At 66.3% G+C, this 19745-nt stretch carries 3 protein-coding genes; all 3 read left to right on the top strand.

Annotation, left to right across the window (positions count from 1 at the left end; all coding sequences use genetic code 11):
• Positions 1 to 80: 80 nt before the first annotated feature.
• A complete protein-coding gene (locus NOV72_RS26275; protein WP_106857461.1) occupies positions 81 to 1022 on the top strand; it encodes a YqcI/YcgG family protein in 942 nt (313 codons plus the stop codon).
• A 33-nt stretch (positions 1023 to 1055) separates the two neighbouring features.
• Positions 1056 to 14477, top strand: coding sequence for a non-ribosomal peptide synthetase (locus NOV72_RS26270; RefSeq protein ID WP_106857460.1), 13422 nt, complete (start codon positions 1056 to 1058; stop codon positions 14475 to 14477).
• Positions 14470 to 19745: non-ribosomal peptide synthetase (locus NOV72_RS26265; RefSeq protein ID WP_146150047.1), on the top strand; the 5276-nt coding region annotated here is incomplete at its 3' end. The genes NOV72_RS26270 and NOV72_RS26265, both read left to right, overlap by 8 nt.

The raw sequence follows: 19745 nt of genomic DNA, 5'->3' as shown, positions 1-19745 counted from the left end.
CATGGCGCGCGCCGCATGGGCGGTGATGACCAACAGGAATGACAATGCAAGCACACGATGACGTCGCGCAGTTTCGCGGGATGCAATCGTCCGACGCAGCCGGCGCGGACTTCGATGCCAACGACTGGACGAGCCGGGTGATCGCCGGCAGCCGGACCGGCGCGGCGGCGCGTCCGCCCGCGTGGCTCGCGAACGCGTACGAGACGCTGCGCGAGCAGGTGATGCATCCCGAGTATCCGTGCTTCTTCGGCACGATGGCCGAGCGGCGCGGCGAGATGTTCTACGCGTACGTGAACGGCAAGGACATCCGCGAACTGCCCGCGACGATGAACACCTTCGCGATGCTCGCGTCGCAGCCAGCGTACCGGCGCAACAACATCGCGGTGTTTTTCGAGCCCGATCGCGAGCTGCTCACGCACGAGCAATACCAGCAATGGTTCTGGAAGACGCTGCAGCATCTGCACGATGTCGATCCCGATCCCGAGGCGGATAACCAGCCGGAGCCGTCGCAGGAGGAATGGGAGTTCTCGTTCGCGGGCGTGCAGATGTTCGTCGTGTGCGCGCTGCCGACCTTCAAGGTGCGTCACAGCCGCAATCTCGGGCCGGGCATGGTGCTGCTGTTCCAGCCGCGCAGTGTGTTCGTCGACACGATCACGAACAAGGTGATCGGCCGCGAGGCGCGCAATCAGGTGCGCAAGCGCCTCGAAACATGGGACGACGTGAGCGCGCATCCCGATCTCGGCTTCTATGGCGATCCCGGCAATCTCGAATGGAAGCAGTACTTCCTCACCGATGAAAACGTGCCCGCCGAAGACCGCTGCCCGTTCCTGAAACGCAAGAAGGCGCAGGCCGCGCTGCGCGGCCATGCCTATGCGCCGCAGCATGCGCCGGGTCAGCGTCATGCCGACAAGGCGCGCGCGCTGCACTACGAGCACTCCGGGCAGCGTGCGCATGGCGCGGATCAGTGGCAGGCGGGCATGCCGCCGAACGCGAAGGCGCGCAACGAACAGAGCGAGAGCTAAACCCCGCAGGCATCAGCAGGACAAGACAGACACATGAGCGACACCACAATCGCAGCCGTCCCCGATTTGCTCGCCGTATCGAAGGCGTATGTGCAGTTGCCGGAAGAGAAGCGCAGGCAGTTTCGTCATCAGTTGCGCGCGCGCGGCATGCAGGCTTCGCGTCTGCCGATCGTGCCGTTTCCGGATCGCGGCGCGGTGTTTCCGCTCTCGCATGCGCAGGAGCGCATGTGGTTTCTGTGGAAGCTCGATCCGGCGAGCGCCGCGTACAACATCACGGGCGCGGTGCGGCTGCAAGGTACGCTCGATCGCCGCGCGGTGAAGGCCGCGCTCGATCGCGTGGTCGCGCGGCACGAGAGCCTTCGCAAGCATTTCGTCGAACGGGACGGCGTGCCGATGCAGGTCGCGGGCGCGACCGACTACGGCTGGCGCGAGCTCGACATCGACACGCATGCGCCGCTCGCCGCCGGTCTCGATGCGCTCGGAAACGCGCCCTTCGATCTGGAGCGCGGGCCGCTGCTGCGCGCGACGCTCCTGCGCCGTGCGCCGGACGATCACGTGCTGCATGTCGCGATTCATCACATCGTGTCGGACGGATTGTCGGTCAATGTGTTCGTCGATGAATTCGTCGCGGCTTATTGCGCCGAATGCGGCGTATCGCCGAGTGCGCATCGGCGCAGCGACGACGCGCCGATCCAGTACGGCGACTACGCGGCATGGCAGCGCGAATGGCTCGACGACGAATCGGTCGCCGGGCAACTGAGCTATTGGCGCGCGGAGCTGGGCGGAGAGCAGCCGGTACTCGAATTGCCGTTCGATCGTCCGCGCACGGGCATGCGCGGCTCGGCGGGCGCGAGCGTTAGGCGCGGTATCGCGGGCGCGACGGCGTCGGCGCTGCGCAAGATTTCGCAAGCGGCGGATACGACGCTCTTCACCGCGCTGCTTTCGGCTTATCAACTGCTGCTGTCGAAGTACAGCGGGCAGGACGATATCCGCGTCGGCGTGCCGGTGTCGGGACGCGATCGCGACGAGACCGAGCGTGTCATCGGCTTCTTCGTGAATACGCTGGTGCTGCGCGCACGCATGGACGAAGCGACGACGTTCGGGCAACTGCTCGCGCAAATGCGCGCGCGCACGCTCGACGCTTATGCGCGTCAGGACGTGCCGTTCTCGCGGCTCGTGCAGGAGCTGCAGCCGCAACGCAGTTTCGGCCACACGCCGCTGTTCCAGACGATGTTCAATTACCTCGGCCCGGAACGCGCGCCGTTGACGTTGCCGGGTTTGACGGTGTCGGATATCTCGTCGGACTTGCAGACCGCGCGCTTCGATCTCGTGCTGACGGCGCGTGAACGCGGCGAGGAACTGGAAGTCTCGTTCACGTATGCACGCGATGTGTTCGACGAATCGACCGTCGCGCGCATGCTCGATCATTACGTGTCGTTGCTGGAGCAGATCGGTGCGCAAGGCGATGCGTCTCTCGGTGCGCTCACGCTCGAAACACTTCAAGCGCATCCCGTGTTGGCCGCGCATGCGTTCGCACCTGTAGGCGAACGCATTGCGGAACGGGCGCAACGGATGCCCGAGGCCAACGCCGTGCATTGCGAAGGCGAGCGATTGAGCTATGGCGCGTTGCAGGCGTGGTCCGCGCGTCTTGCGCATGCGTTTCACGCGCGCGGCGTGCATGCCGAATCGCGCGTAGGCCTGTGCCTCACGCGCTCGCCCGCGCTGATTGCATCGCTCGTCGGTGTGTTGCGCTCGGGCGGCGCGTTCGTGCCGCTCGATCCGGCGTATCCCGCGGAACGTTTGAGCGTCATGATCGAAGACGCCGGCGTGCATTGCGTCATCGCCGATGCGCAGACGATCGCCACGTGTGGCGCATTGTTCTCGGGCCTCGAAGTGATCGATGTAAATCAGGTCGCCACGTTCTCCGACGAAGCACCGAGCGTGACGATCCATCCAGAGCAACTGGCGTATGTGATCTACACATCCGGCTCGACGGGCAAGCCCAAAGGCGTCGCGGTGAGCCACGTCTCGCTTTCGCGACATCTGGATGATTTCATCGGCTGCTACGGCATCACTTCGCACGACACGCAACTGCAATCATCGACGATCAACTTCGATGTCGCGCTGCACGAGATGCTGCCCGCGCTAATGCAAGGCGGCCAAGTGGAAATGCGCGGCCCGCAGTTGTGGGACATCGATACGACGAGCGCGCATCTTCGAGACGGCGGCGTGACCTTCTCGCGAATTCCGACGGCGTATTGGCAGCAATGGCTGCGCACGCCGCCGCCCGCACAAGACCTTGCCGCTTTGCGTCAGATCACCGTGGGCGGCGAAGGTCTGCCGGGCGATGCGCTCGCGCAATGGCGTCGCGGACCGCTCGCGCATATCCGGCTCGACAATCTCTACGGCCCGACCGAAACGACCGTCGCCTGCATGTACCGCGAGACGACCGAAGCGGATACGCGGCAGAGCATCGTGTCGATCGGTGAGCCGTATGCGTCGCGCTCGGTGCTCGTGCTCGATCGTTTCGGCAATGAAGTGCCGGTGGGCGGACTCGGCGAATTGTGTATCGGCGGATTGACGCTTGCGCGTGGCTATCTGAACCGGCCGGGACTGACGGCCGAGCGCTTCGTGCCGGACCCGCGCACGCCGGGCGCGCGGCTGTATCGCAGTGGCGATCTGTGTCGTCGGCGTGCGGATGGGAGCATCGATTTTCTTGGCCGTCTCGATCAGCAAGTGAAGCTGCGCGGCTTTCGTATCGAGTTGGGCGAAATCGAGGCGGCGCTGCGTCAGGTCGATGGCGTGAACGCTGCGGTCGTGGCGCTGGCGGGCGAGGGCGAAGCGCGCCAGCTTGTGGGTTACGTGGTCGGTCAATCTGATCTCCGAACGCTGCGTCGCACGCTTGAAACGCGCCTGCCGAACTACATGGTGCCAGCGTCGTTCGTGAGGCTCGATGCGCTGCCGCTGATGCAAAACGGCAAGGTGGATCGCGCAGCGCTGCCCGCACCGCAAACGCCTGAACAACGCGAGCAAGTTGCACCGCGTACCGAACTGGAAGGCGAATTGCTGTCGATCTGGCAGGCGGTGCTGGGCCGCGAGTGTATCGGTGTGACGGATAACTTCTTCGAGATCGGCGGTCACTCGCTGCTGATGATGCAAGTCGCTTCGCGCATTCGACAGGAACTGCAAAGAGAAGTGACGCTCGCGACACTCTTCATGCATCCGGTGCTGGAAAGTCTCGCGGCGGAACTGGAAGCGGGGCAGACGCAGCAGGTTCAGCCGATCGAACGGCGCGGTGCAGGCCGTATTCCGCTGACCTATGCGCAAGAACGCCTGTGGTTCCTGTGGAATCTTGAGCCGACGAGCGCGGCTTACACGATCGCGGGCGCGGTGCGGCTGAAGGGACAACTCGACAAAGCTGCCGTACGCAAAGCACTCGATCGTTTCGTGATGCGTCACGAGAGTTTGCGCACGCGCTTCGTCGAAGAAGACGGACAGACGTGGCAAGTGGTGGAAGACACGCCACGCTACCAATGGACCGAAGCTCGTTACGAAAACGAAGCGCAACTGCAAGCGCTCGCACACGAACCGATCGATCTACGCGCAGGCCCGATGCTCCGCGTCTCGCTGCTCGAATGCGGAAAACACGAAGCGGTGCTGCATTTTGCGATGCCGCATATCGTCTCGGACGCGTGGTCGCAAACGATTCTTCTGCGCGAGTTCTCGCAACTCTACGCGAACGACGAAGCCCAACTCGCTCCGCTGCCGATCCAGTACGGCGACTACGCGGCATGGCAACGCGAGCATCTGAACGAAGCCGCGCTGCAAGCCCAATACGCGTACTGGCAGCAAGCGCTCGGCGATGAACAACCGTTGCTCGAACTGCCTGTCGATCGCGTGCGTCACGGTGCGCGCGACAGCGCCGGATCGACCGTCGAGCGCCGCCTCGATCCGGCGCTCGCCCGCAAGCTCGACGCCTTGTCGAAGGAACACGGCGCCACTCGCTTCATGACGATGCTCGCCGCGTTCAGCGTGCTGCTCGGCCGTTATAGCGGCCAGCAGGACATCCGTATCGGCGTGCCCGAGGCGGGGCGCGACCGGCTGGAAACGGAACCGCTGATCGGCTTCTTCGTGAATACGCTCGTGATCCGCGTGCTCACGCAAGGCGCGCAACCCTTCGACGCGCTGCTCGCCGATGTCCGCCAGCGCGTGCTCGACGCTCAGGCCCACGCCGGCGTGCCCTTCGCGAAGCTGGTCGAGCGCCTGCAGCCGCAGCGCAGCGCGAGCCACACGCCGCTCTTTCAGGCGCTGTTCAACTACGGCGCGCAGACGTCTTCGCGGCTGTCGCTGCCCGGCATCGACGTCACGCCGATCGCCGGTGCAACGGCCAGCGCGCAGTTCGATTTGTCGCTGGAAGTGGACGGCGACGATTCCGCGCAAGGCCTCACGCTCGGCCTCAACTACGCGACCGATATCTTCGATGCCGCGACCGCGCATCGCCTGCTCGACGACTACGTGACGATCCTGGAGCACATCGCCGATGACGCAGCCGTGCGCGCCGCGCAAATCGAACTCGATCGTGACGCGCGTCCCTTCGACGCGATGCGTTCGCTTGAAGACTACGCATTCGTGCCGGTTGTCGAGCGCATCGCGCAACAGGCCGCGCGCACGCCCGATGCGCTCGCGCTGCGATGCGGCGACGACACGCTCACCTACGCCGAACTCGACGCATGGGCGGATCGCATTGCCGCGCAACTTCAAGCGCGCGGCGTGCCGCCGGAAGCGCGCGTGGGCATTTGCGTGTCGCGATCTGTCGGGCTGGTGGCGGCGCTCGTCGGCGTGATGCGCTCGGGCGCGGCTTACGTGCCGCTCGACACGAGCTTGCCAACGGCGCGCATCGACATGATGCTGGACGATGCCGGCGTCGCGTGCGTGATCGCCGATGAAACAGGCGCACGAGCGCTCGCGGGCGCGCTCGATGTGCTGCGTCTCGAAGCGACGTTCGGCGCCGCGCCTGCCGCATCATCGACGAAGGTGCGCATTCATCCCGCGCAGCTTGCCTATGTGATCTACACATCGGGATCGACGGGCAAGCCGAAGGGCGTCGGCATCTCGCACGATGCGCTCGCGCGCTTCCTCGCGAGCATGCAGATACGTCCTGGCATCGGCGCCGGCGACGTGTGTCTCAGCGTGACGACGCTCTCGTTCGACATCGCCGCACTGGAGCTTTATTTGCCGCTGATCGCCGGCGCGCGCATCGAGCTGGCGTCGCGCGAGGACGTGACCGATGGCGAGCGTCTCGGCGCACTCGTATCGCGTTCCGGCGCAACGATGATGCAGGCGACGCCGATGGGCTGGAAAGTGCTGCTCGAAGGCGGCTGGCCGGGACCGGCGGCGGGGCGCGCGTTCAAGGCGCTGTGCGGCGGCGAAGCGTTGCCGCGCGAGCTTGCTGCGCGATTGCTGGCGCGCGGCGTCGATCTGTGGAATCTCTACGGGCCGACCGAGACCACCGTCTGGTCGAGCGTCGCGCATCTGGAAAGCGGCGATGCAACGCCGTTCATCACGCTCGGCGAGCCGATCGAAGGCACGGCGTTCCATCTGATCGATGCGAGCGGCGCGCGTGTGCCGACGGGCGGCATCGGCGAGTTGTGCATCGGCGGCACGAATCTCGCACGCGGCTATCTCGGACGCGCCGCGCTGACGGCCGATCGTTTCGTGCCCGATCCGTTCGGCGCGGGCGCACGGCTGTATCGAACGGGCGACCTGTGCCGCATCGAGAGCGGGCGTCTCGTGTATGTCGGCCGCGCGGATCATCAGGTGAAGCTGCGCGGCTTTCGGATCGAGTTGAGCGAAATCGAGGCGCAGTTGCGGCGGCTCGACGGCGTGCGCGATGCCGCCGCCGCCGTGAAGGACATCGCGGGCGAGCCCTTGCTGGTCGGCTACGTGGTGAGCGCGGCGGATGCGAACACGGACGCCGCTGCATGGCAGGCGCAGCTTGCGCGGTATCTGCCCACGTACATGGTGCCGCAGCGCTTCGTGACGCTCGATGCGTTGCCGCTCACGCACAACAACAAGCTCGATCGCAATGCGTTGCCCGAGCCGCAAGCGGCGGCGGATACATCGACGAAGGCCGCGCCGGGCACCGCGACGGAGCTGGCGATCGCGAGCATCTGGACGCGCGTGCTGGGCCTCGACGATATCGGCGCGCACGACGACTTCTTCGCGCGCGGCGGCGAATCGCTCAAGGCGCTGCGCGCGGTGGCCGCGATGCGCACGGCCTTCGGCATCGACTTGCCGGTGCAGGCAGCGTTCGCGCATCCGGTGCTCGCGGATCTGGCGCGCGCGATCGATGCGTTGTCGGCGAGTGCCGAAGCAGAAGCGCCTATCGCCGCACGCGCCGATATCCATGCACCCGCGCCGCTCTCGTTCGAGCAGGAGCGGCTGTGGTTCTTCTCGCGGCTCGATCCCGAAAGCGCGGCGTACAACCTCTCGGGCGCGGTGCGTCTCGAAGGCATGCTCGACCGCGATGCGCTGCGCGCCGCGCTTGCGATGCTCGTCGCGCGGCATGACAGCCTGCGCACGCGCTTCACCGAGCGCGGCGACATGCCGATGCAACGTGTCTCCGATCTCGCCGACTATGGCTGGTCCGTGCTCGATTTCGCGGACGTGCCCGCCGATGTGCGCGATGAACGCATCGCGGCGGCGCTCCGCTCGATCGCGCGCGCGCCGTTCGCGCTGGAGCAGGGTCCGCTTCTGCGCGTGACGTTGATCTGCCTCGGCGCTGATGAACATCTGCTGCAATTTGTCGTGCATCACATCGTGTCGGATGCGTGGTCGGTGCAGATCATGATCGACGAGTTCGCGCAAACCTACGCGATGGCCCGCGACGGACGCGCGTCGCCACTGCCCGCGCTGCCGGGTCAGTACGCCGATTACGCGTCATGGCAACGTGATGCGTACGCGCAGGCGCGCATCGACGATGATCTCGCCTTCTGGCGCACGCGCCTCGCCGGGAACGAGCCGCAAGCGATGTTGCCGTTCGATCGCATGCCCGGGGGCAAGCGCAGCCAGGATGGCGGGCGCGTGAGCATCGCGCTGGCTTCGCGCGCGAGGGATCGCGTGCGGGAGACGGCGCGGCGTCATCGCACGACGACGTTCGTCGTGCTGCTCGCCGCGTTCGACGTGCTGCTCGCGCGCTATGGCGGCAGTGAGGATGTGCGCGTCGGCGTGCCCGTGGCGGGACGCGAGCGCGGCGAGATGCAGTCGGTGATCGGCTTCTTCGTCAATACGCTCGTGATTCGCGGCGAGCTGGCCGGACTGCGCACGATCGACGATCTGCTCGCCCATGTGCGCGAGCGCGTGCTCGAAGCGCAGGCGCATCAGACGGCGCCGTTCTCGCGCGTCGTGGATGCGCTGAGCCCTGGCCGCAGCCTCACGCAAACGCCGCTCTTCAACGTGATGTTCAACTTCGAGCCGGCGCTCGCCAGCGAGCGCTTCGGCATGGCGGGCCTGAACGTGACGCCGGTCGAATCGACGACGGGCACCGCGCGCTTCGATCTCGTTCTGACGGCGCGTGAACGCGGCGAGGAACTGGAAGTCTCGTTCACGTATGCACGCGATGTGTTCGACGAATCGACCGTCGCGCGCATGCTCGCTCATTATGTGTCATTGCTGGAGCAGATCGGCGCGAATGGCGATGCGTCTCTCGGTGCGCTCGCGCTCGAAACGCTTCAAGCGCATCCCGTGTTGGCCGCGCATGCGTTCGCACCTGTAGGCGAGCGCATCGCGGAACGGGCGCGACGCATGTCCGAAGCCAACGCCGTGCATTGCGAAGGCGAGCGATTGAGCTATGGCGCGTTGCGGGCGTGGTCCGCGCGTATCGCTCATGCGTTGCATGCTCGCGGCGTACATGCGGAATCGCGCGTGGGCCTGTGCCTCACGCGCTCGCCGGCGCTGATCGCGGCGCTCGTCGGTGTGTTGCGTTCGGGCGGCGCGTTCGTGCCGCTCGATCCGGCATATCCCGCAGAACGTTTGAGCGTCATGCTCGAAGATGCCAACGTGCGTTGCGTCATCGCCGATGCGCAGACGATCGCCACGTGTGGCGCGCTGCTCTCAGGCCTCGAAGTCATCGACGTGAACGACGTTGATGCGTTCTCCGATGAAGCACCGAGCGTGAGGATCCATCCCGAACAACTAGCGTATGTGATCTACACATCCGGCTCGACGGGCAAGCCCAAAGGCGTCGCGGTGAGCCACGTCTCGCTCTCGCGCCATCTGGACGATTTCATCGGCTGCTACGGCATCACTTCGCACGACACGCAACTGCAATCATCGACGATCAACTTCGATGTCGCGCTGCACGAGATGCTGCCCGCGTTGATGCAAGGCGGGCAAGTGGAAATGCGCGGCCCGCAGTTGTGGGACATCGACACGACGAGCGCGCATCTTCGAGACGGCGGCGTGACGTTCTCGCGCATTCCGACGGCGTATTGGCAGCAATGGCTGCGCACGCCGCCGCCCGCACAAGACCTTGCCGCTTTGCGTCAGATCACCGTGGGCGGCGAAGGTCTTCCGGGCGATGCGCTCGCGCAATGGCGTCGCGGACCGCTCGCGCATATCCGCCTCGACAATCTCTACGGTCCGACCGAAACGACAGTCGCCTGCATGTACCGCGAGACTAACGAAGCGGACACGCGGCAGAGCATCGTCTCGATCGGTGAGCCGTATGCGTCGCGCTCGGTGCTCGTGCTCGATCGCTTCGGCAATGAAGTGCCCATGGGCGGACTGGGCGAATTGTGTATCGGCGGATTGACGCTTGCGCGGGGCTATTTGAATCGGCCGGGACTGACGGCGGAACGCTTCGTGCCGGACCCGCGCACGCCGGGCGCGCGGCTGTATCGCAGCGGCGATCTGTGTCGTCGGCGTGCGGACGGGAGCATCGACTTTCTTGGCCGTCTCGATCAGCAAGTGAAGCTGCGCGGCTTTCGTATCGAACTGGGTGAGATCGAGGCGGCGCTGCGTCAAGTCGAAGGCGTAAGCGCTGCGGTCGTAGCGCTAACGGGCGAGGGCGAAGCGCGTCAGCTTGTGGGCTATGTGGTCGGTCAATCTGACATTCGTACGCTGCGTCGCACGCTTGAAGGACGTCTGCCGAACTACATGGTGCCAGCGTCGTTCGTAACGCTCGATGCGCTGCCGCTGATGCAAAACGGCAAGGTGGATCGCGCAGCGTTGCCCGCGCCGCAAACGCCTGAACAACGCGAGCAAGTCGCACCGCGTACCGAACTGGAAGGCGAACTGCTGTCGATCTGGCAAGCCGTTTTGGGCCGCGAGTGTATCGGTGTGACGGATAACTTCTTCGAGATCGGCGGTCACTCGTTGCTGATGATGCAGGTCGCCTCGCGCATTCGACAGGAACTGCAAAGAGAAGTGACGCTCGCGACGCTCTTCATGCATCCGGTGCTGGAGAGTCTCGCGGCGGAACTGGAAGCGGGGCAGAAGCAGCAGGTTCAGCCGATCGAACGGCGCGGTGCAGGCCGCATTCCGCTGACCTATGCGCAAGAACGTCTGTGGTTCTTGTGGAATCTTGAGCCGACGAGCGCGGCTTACACGATCGCGGGCGCGGTGCGATTAAACGGACAACTCGACAAAGCTGCCGTACGCAAAGCACTCGATCGTCTGGTGATGCGTCACGAGAGTTTGCGCACGCGATTCGTCGAAGAAGACGGACAGACGTGGCAAGTGGTGGAAGACACGCCACGTTACCAATGGATCGAAGCACGCTACGAAAACGAAGCGCAACTGCAAGCGCTGGCCCACGAACCGATCGATCTTCGCGCAGGCCCGATGCTCCGCGTCGCATTGCTCGAATGCGGCGAACACGAAGCGGTGCTGCATTTCGCGATGCCGCATATCGTCTCGGACGCGTGGTCGCAAACGATTCTGCTGCGCGAGTTCTCGCAGCTCTACGCGAACGATGAAGCCGAACTCGCTCCGCTGTCGATTCAGTACGGCGACTACGCGACATGGCAACGCGAGCATCTGAACGAAGCCGCGCTGCAAGCGCAATACGCGTACTGGCAGCAAGCGCTCGGCGATGAACAACCGTTGCTCGAACTGCCTGTCGATCGCGTGCGTCACGGTGCGGCGAGCAGCGCGGGCGCATGGGTCGAACGCAACATCGACGAGAATCTTGCGCGCGCGCTGGACACCATCTCCCGCACCGCCGGCGCCACGCGCTTCATGACCATGCTCGCCGCTTTCGGCGCCGTGATGCAGGGATACAGCGGACAGCGCGACGTGCGCATCGGCGTGCCGGTGGCGGGGCGCGACCGGCTGGAAACACAGCCGCTGATCGGCTTCTTCGTCAATACAGTCGTGATCCGCGTCGACACGCCGCCGGGCGCTCCCTTCGACGTCCGTCTCGCGCAGGTTCGCGAGCGCGTGCTCGGCGCGCACGATCACACCGCGATTCCGTTCGCGAAGCTGGTCGAGCGCCTGCAGCCTCAACGCAGCATGAGCCACACGCCGCTCTTCCAGGTGATGTTCGACTATAGCGAAGCCGGCACTCCACTCGCGATGCCTGGCATCGAGGCGAGCGCGCTGACGGGCGGCACCGGCACGGCGCAATTCGATCTCTCGATGCAGATTTCCGTCGATACAAACGGCGGACTGCACATCGGCCTGAACTACGCGACCGATATCTTCGATGAACACACGGTCTCGCGCATCATCGACAGCTACGTGGCCGTTCTCGAACAGGCCACGCGACAACCGAAGCGCCGCAGCTTCGATCTACCCGACGATGCCGAACGCCGTCAGCTCGCGCGCTTCACGCACGGCGCGCCGCTTGCCGCGAGCGCGGGCCTCGTGCATCGACGTTTCGAAGCGCACGCGGCCGCTTATCCGGACGACACTGCGCTCGTCTTCGAAGGCACGCACATCACTTACGGCGAGCTCAACGCGCGCGCGAATCGTGTCGCGCACGCGCTGATCGCGCGCGGTATCGGCCCGGACGACAAAGTGGGCGTGGCCGTCGAGCGTTCCGTGGACATGATCGTCGCGCTCTTCGGCGTGCTCAAGGCGGGCGCGGCCTATGTTCCGCTCGACCCCGCGTATCCCGTCGCGCGCCTCGCGCACATGATCGAGGACAGCGGCATCGCGCTGCTGCTGACGCAGCATGCGCTGCGCCCGAACTTGCCGCTGCCGGATGCGTCGAACGTCGTCGAAATGGAGACGATCGAAGCATCGCCGATGCAAAGCGGCGATCCCTTGGCGACGCCGCACGCGCAGCAGCTCGCGTATGTGATCTACACATCGGGATCGACGGGCAAGCCCAAAGGCGTCGGCATTTCGCACGCGGCGTTCGCCGGTCACGTCGATGTCGCGATCCGCTTCTTCGGCCTCACGCGCGCGGACCGCGTGCTGCAGTTCGCGACCTTCAACTTCGACGGCTTCATCGAGCAGTTGTTTCCGGCGCTGTGCATCGGCGCATCGGTGGTGCTGCGCGGGCATCGTCTGTGGGACAGCGTCACGTTCCATGAACGGCTGCTGGCCGATCGCATCACCGTCGCCGATCTGACGACCGCGTACTGGCAAGTGCTCGTGCAGGACTTCACGGCGCGCGGCGTGACGGACTTCGGCGCGCTGCGTCGCGTCCACGCGGGCGGCGAAGCGATGTCGCTCGCCGCGCTGAAAAAATGGCGCGCATGGCCCGCGCTCGCCGACGTGAAGCTGCTGAACACATACGGCCCGACCGAAGCCGCGGTCACGGCATCGACCTTCGATTGCAGCGCCGCGAACGATATCGACGCCTTGCCCGCGCAAGTGCCGATCGGCGTGCCGCTGCCCGGCCGCGCGATCCACGTGCTGACGCCGGAACTCACGCTCGCGCCCGTCGGCGTGAAGGGCGAGGTCGCCATCGGCGGGGCGCTGCTCGCGCGCGGCTATCTGAACCGCCCGGGTCTGACGGCAGCGCGTTTCATCCCCGATCCGTTCGATGCGCGCGGAACCGGCGCGCGGCTCTATCTCACGGGCGATCTCGCGCGCTGGAACGCGGCGGGCGAACTGGAGTATGCGGGCCGCATCGATCATCAGGTGAAGATTCGCGGCTTTCGCATCGAGCTCGGCGAAATCGAAGCGGCGCTGCGCGCGCAGCCCGGTGTGCGCGATTCCGCCGCGGCGGTCAGGGAGATCGGCGGCGAGCCGATGCTCGTCGGTTATGTCGTGCCGACGCCGAATGATTCCGATATCGACCTTCACGCGTTGCGTCTCGCGCTCGCCGCGCAACTGCCCGCGTACATAGTGCCGCAGCGCATCGTCACGCTCGCGGCGTTGCCGCTTTCGCCCAACGGCAAGCTCGACCTCAACGCGCTGCCGCTGCCTTCGCTCGTCCGCGACGCGGCCTCGGGCAACGCGCCGCAAACGGCGACCGAGCACGCGCTCGCCGCCATCTGGCAGGCCGTGCTCGGCGTGACGCATGCCGGTCCCGACGACGACTTCTTCGCGCTCGGCGGCGATTCGCTGCGCACGCTGCAGGTCGCGCGTCTTGCGCGCGAGGCGATGCTGCCCGCGCTCGGCATCGAAGCGATTTTCGCGCGGCCGCGTCTCGGCGATCTGGCCGCCCATCTCGATGCGCAACGCGACGCCGCGCCCGCGAGCATCGTGCCGATGAACACGGCAGGCGCGCCGCTCGACGTGTTCGCGATCCATCCCGCTTACGGGCTGATCGCCGAATATCGCACGCTCGCGCGGCATCTCGACGGCATCGCGAGCGTGCACGGCGTGCAGTCGCCCGTCTACGGCGAGCCGGAGTGGTGGGCGCGCGACCTCGATGCGCTCGCGCGCGATTACGCGCAGCGCGTGCGGCGCGTGCAGCCGCACGGCCCTTATCGCTTCGTCGGCTGGTCGATGGGCGGGCTGCTCGCCGTCGAGATCGCGGCGCAATTGGAAGCGGCGGGCGAGACCGTGGACTTCATCGGCCTGATCGACGCGGGCATGCAGCAGAACGCGACGCTCGATGCGGCGCGCGCGGCCGACGTGCTGTCGCGCCGCAGGGTTGCGACGCGCGAAGAGATCGCCGCGTTCTGGGACGGCGCCGACGATGCCCGCCGCCAATGGCGCGCCGAACTGGGCGATACGGCGAGCGACGCCGGCGTGATCGGTCATGCGCTGATCGCGATCGAGCATTTGCAGGCGCTGACGGAGGCGTGGCGCACGCGCAAGGTGCGCGCGCCGCTCACGCTGTGGTGGTCCAAACAGGAAGCCGACGCGGCTGCGCTCGACGAGAAGACCGCACGCTGGCGCGCGTGCAGCGCGGGCGCAACGGCGCTCGCGGGAACGATCGATACGGATCACGTCGGCATCGTCCGGCATCCGGCGCTGCTGCAAGACCTCGCGGCACGCCTCGAAGCATTGAGCAAGAGCGAAGCAGAACAGGAAGGACTGGCACATGGCTGACAACATGATCGAGCGCCTGCGTGAACTCGCGGCGACCCGTGGCGGCGATACGGCGCTCGTCGTCGTCGATGCGAACGGCAATACCGCGTGGACCTACACGCAACTCGACGCCTACGCGGTGCGCGTCGCGACGTGGCTCCGGCGCGCGGGCGCGGCGGGCGAACGCGCGCTGCTGCTGATGGATAGCGGCGCGGACTACGTCGCATCCTTTTTCGGGTGCCTTTATGCGCGGACCGTCGCGGTGCCCGCGTATCCACCGGAGACGCTGCGCGCGCAGCATCTCGCGCGACTATCGGCGATTGCGAGCGACGCCGACGCGCGCTTCGTGCTGACCACGCATGCGCTGACGGAGCGTTATCGTGAAGCGTTCGCGTCGATCGCGCCGAATGCGCGCGTGATCGAAGTCGATGCACTCGATGCAAGCGAAAGCGCGATCGAAGCGGCGCACGTGGCATCGGCGGAACTCGCATTTTTGCAATACACGTCCGGCTCCACATCGACGCCCAAGGGCGTGATGGTCACGCACGGCTGCCTGTGGGCGAACGAGATCGCCATTCGCGAACGCCTCGGCGTGACCGCGCACGATGTATTCGTGAGCTGGCTGCCCTTGTATCACGACATGGGTCTCATCGGCTCGATGTCGCAGCCGATCTTCAGCGGTATTCCGCTCGTGCTGATGTCGCCGCAATACTTTCTCGAACGGCCCGTGCGCTGGCTCGAAGCGATCTCGCGTCATCGCGGGACGATTTCGGGCGGGCCCGACTTCTCGTATCGCCTGTGCGCGGATCGTATCGGCGACGATCAGCTCGCCGCGCTCGATCTGTCGAGCTGGCGCGTCGCCTTCTCGGGATCGGAACCGGTGCGCCATGCGACGCTCGATGCTTTCGTCGAACGCTTCGCGCCGCGCCGTTTCGATGCGCGCGCGCTGTATCCCTGCTACGGCCTCGCGGAAGCGACGCTGCTCGCGACGGGCGTGCAGCGCGGCGCGGGCATGACGGCCGCATCGTTGCGCGCCGATGCGCTCGAACGCGGCATCGCCGAGCGCGCGGAAGCAAGCGATGTCACGCTCGTGTCGTGCGGCGTGCCGCCCACGGATCACGCGGTGATGATCGTGCATCGCGAGAGCGGCGCGGCGTTGCCGGATGGCGTTATCGGCGAAATCTGGGTGAGCGGGCCGAGCGTGACGGCGGGCTACTGGCGCCGTCCGGAGGCCACGGCGGAGAGCTTCGTCGAACGCGCGGGCGTGCGCTGGCTGCGCACCGGCGATCTGGGCTTTCTGCTCGATGAAGGTCTCTATGTCGCGGGACGCGTCAAGGATCTCCTGATCGTGCGCGGGCGCAATCTCTATCCGCAGGATCTGGAACTCGCGATCGAACGCGACGTGGAACTCGTGCGACGCGGGCGCGTCGCGGCATTCGCGGTGCAAGTGGACGGCGCGGAGTGCATCGGCGTGGCGGCCGAAGTGTCGCGCAGCGTGCGCAAGCTCGTGACGGCCGATGTGCTCGCATCGGCGGTGAGCGAAGCAGTCGCGCTCGCGTGCGGCGAACCGGCGGCTGCGGTCGTGCTGCTCGAACCGGGCGCACTGCCGAAGACATCGAGCGGCAAGGTGCAGCGCGCCGCGTGCGTGAAGCGCTTCGCCGACCGCTCGCTCGACGCGTATGCGTGGTTCGTGAAGGGCGCGCGCATCGATGGCGTGACGACGGCGGAACAGCCGCGCGAAACCTTCAACGACATCGAGATGCAGCTCGCGGCGATCTGGCGCAAGGCGCTCGACGCCGCGCCCGCGAGCCGCGACGACAGCTTCTTCCGGCTCGGCGGCAATTCGCTGGCGGCGGTGCGCGTCGCCGCGGATGTGAGCGCGCAATGGAAGATCGCCTACGATGCGCGCGACGTATTCACCGCGACGTCCCTGGGCGCGGCGGCTGCCGAAATCGGCAAGCGCATCGCAGCGGGCGCGTCGCTTCGCAAGACGCCGTTCGTGCGGCTTTCGCCGGAGCAACGCCGCATCGTGCGGGCTTCGCATGCGCAGCGCGCGCTGTGGATGACCTGGGCGCACGATCCCGACAGCAACGCGTACAACATGAGCGGCGTGCTGTCGATCGACGGCCCCTTGCAGCCCGATGCGATGCAGCGCGCCTTCGACACGCTCGTTGCGCGGCACGACATCCTGCGGGCGCGTTTCGAACTCGATGACGATGGCGAGCCCATGCAGATCATCGAGGAAGGCGCGCTGATCGTCTTGCCGTTCACCGACCTGAGCGGCGATCCCGCTGCGTTCGAACGGCTCACGCACGAGACGGCGCGCGCGCCCTTCGATCTGGAGCGCGGTCCGCTGTTGCGTGCGCATCTCGTACGGGTGGACGAGCATGCGCATCGGCTCGTGATCGCGCTGCATCACATCATCGCGGATGGTTTGTCGGTGAACGTGCTGCTCGAAGCGCTCGCGGATGCGTATCGCGCGGATATCGCGCCGTCGAGCGCGGCTCATACGGACGCCGCGCCGGCGCAGTACGCGGACTTCTCCGCGTGGGAGCACACGGCTATCGATCCCGAAACGATCGCGCGGCAGATCGACTACTGGCGCGCGCAGTTGTGCGCAAACGGCGATGCTTCGCGCAGTGCGCGTCTCTTCGAGCGCGGGACCGCTGCGGCGGGCGCGCAGCGCAACCACGTGTTCAGTTTGCCGGGAGCGCTGTCGGCGCGATTGAAGGATAGCGGCCGCGAACAGCAGGCGTCGCTCTTCATGGTGATGCTCGCGATCTTCAGCGCTACGTTGCGCACGACGAGCGGCAAGCGCGATATCCGCATCGGCGCGCCGATGTCGAACCGCAGGCACGAAGCAGCGCAGTCGGTCATCGGCTATTTCATCAACATGCAGGTGTTGCGGATGACCGTCGATGCCGATGCGACGCTGCGCGCGCTCGTCGCTTCGGCGAAGGAGGCGGTGCTGGCCGCGCACGAGCATCAGGATGTGCCGTATGACCGGCTCGTTGCCGCGCTGCTGCCGAATCGCGCGCGCGCCGGCGATGCGCTGTTTCAGGTGAAGCTCACGGAGCAGCGCGCGTTCTCGCTGGACGCGTTCGCGCCGCTGACGACGCGCCTCGACGTGCTCGCGAACGACGCCGCGCATTTCGATCTCGCGCTGGATTTCGTCGATCGCGCGACGGGCATCGAGTGCACGCTTGCCTACGACGATGCCGTATTCGACGATGCCTTCGCGCGCCGCTTCGAGACGGTTCTGCGCGCTGTTGCCGAGGCGCTCGTCGACGCGCCCGATCACGTGGTGACTGATATCGATTCGGCATCCGAAGTATCTGACAGTGTGTTCGCGCTATGGCAACGCAACGTCGCGCGATATCCCGATCGCATCGCCGTGCGTGACGACACGCGTGCGATCGCCTACGCCGAACTCGATGCCGCCGCGAACGCGCTCGCATCGCGTCTCGTGGCGGCGGGTTGCGGGCCGGAAACGCGCGTCGTGGTTCATGCGCCGCGCAGCGTCGAGATGGTGCTCGGCATGCTCGCCTGCCTCAAGGCGGGCGCGACGTGGGTGCCGCTCGACCCGCAACTGCCCGCCGCGCGCAACGCCGCGCAGGTGGCCGACAGCGGCGCGATCGCGTTGCTGCACGCGGGCGCGTATCCGGCGGACATCGCGTCGTCCATTGCAACGGTACTGCCGCTTTCGTTCGACATCACCGCCGATGCCGCGCTGCCTCGCGGGCCGCATGGCGCACAGGGCGCGTATCTGATCTACACCTCCGGTTCGACAGGCAAACCCAAGGGCGTGACGGTGAGCCATGCGTCGCTCGCCAGCTATGTGCGCGCAATGCTGGAGACGATCGACGTCGGCGATGGTGCTTCCTTCGCAATGGTCTCGACGTCCGCAGCCGATCTCGGCCACACCGCGCTCTTCGGCGCGCTGTGTTCGGCGGGCACGCTGCATCTGATTTCGCCCGACAAGGCTTTCAATCCGGACGCTTTCGCGCATTACATGGCGCAACATCGCGTCGATGTGCTGAAGATCGTGCCGAGTCATTTGTCAGCGCTATTGTCCGCCGCGAATGCGCGTGCCGTGCTGCCCGCGCGTGCGTTGATCGTCGGTGGCGAAGCGACATCGGCGGCGTTGCTCGCGCAGATCGCCGCGCTCGCGCCGTCGTGCCGCATCTTCAATCATTACGGTCCGACGGAGACGACGGTCGGCATCGCCATGCACGCGATGACCGATGACCACGACTTGCAGCGCGGCCTGCCATTGGGCGCCGCGTTGCCCGATGCGCGTATCTACGTGCTCGACGAGCGCATGAACCCGGTGGCCGCCGGCGCGACAGGCGAGCTTTATCTCGGCGGCGCGGGCGTGGCGCGCGGCTATCACGGACAGTCCGGGCGCAGCGCCGAGCGCTTCGTGCCGGACCCGTTCGTGCCGGGCGAGCGCGTGTATCGATCGGGCGATCTGGCGCGCATCGCGGCGGACGGCACGCTCGAATATCTCGGACGCGCCGACGATCAGGTCAAGATTCGCGGTTATCGCGTCGAGCCGGGCGAAGTGCAGCGCGTGCTGCAAGGGCTCGCGGGCGTGCGTGCGGCGGCGGTGCTCGCGTTCGATGCGAATGGCACGAAGAAACTGGGTGCGTGCATCGTCGGCGATGTCGATGCGAGCGCGTTGATCGCGCAGGCTTCGCGCGTGTTGCCGGATTACATGGTGCCGGGCGATATCGTCGTCGAGAAGGCGTTGCCGCTCAACGCGAACGGCAAGCTCGATCGCGCCGCCTTGCTTGCCCGCTTCGCGGCGCTGCATGAAGAGCCGGCGGTTCAGGTCGACGGCGAGCATGCGCCGCGCGGGGAATTCGAACAGCGGCTCGCGCGCATCTGGAGCGATGTTCTTTCGATCGATGCATCGACGTTGCGGCGCGATCGCAATTTCTTCGAAGCCGGCGGCGATTCCATTCTCGGGCTGAAGGTCGTCGCGCGCGCGAAGAAGGCGGGCATCAAGCTCACGCCGAAGCATTTGTTCGAGCGGCATACGCTCGCGCAACTGGCGTCGATGCTTGCGCCCGTTTCTGCTTCTCTATCCGACGATGCGATTCGTCGTCTGCCTGATGAGGTTCGGGCGCGCACGGAAGCGTCGTTCGCGCAGCAGCGGTTATGGTTTCTGTGGCAACTGTCGCCCGAGAGCAGCGCGTATCACGTAGCTGGTGGCTTGCGTCTGCGCGGGCGGGTGGATCGCGTCGCGTTGCGCGCGAGCTTCGAAGCGATCGTCGCGCGACACGA

Source organism: Caballeronia novacaledonica (assembly GCF_900258035.1).
In the GTDB taxonomy this organism is placed as follows: Bacteria; Pseudomonadota; Gammaproteobacteria; order Burkholderiales; family Burkholderiaceae; genus Caballeronia; species Caballeronia novacaledonica.
This window is presented reverse-complemented; position numbering and strand designations above follow the sequence as displayed.

Bases quoted from the DNA above. Each gene is read 5' to 3' on its own strand.
- NOV72_RS26275 (WP_106857461.1), top strand. From the start codon at position 81: ATGCAATCGTCCGACGCAGCCGGCGCGGACTTCGATGCCAACGACTGG.
- NOV72_RS26270 (WP_106857460.1), top strand. From the start codon at position 1,056: ATGAGCGACACCACAATCGCAGCCGTCCCCGATTTGCTCGCCGTATCG.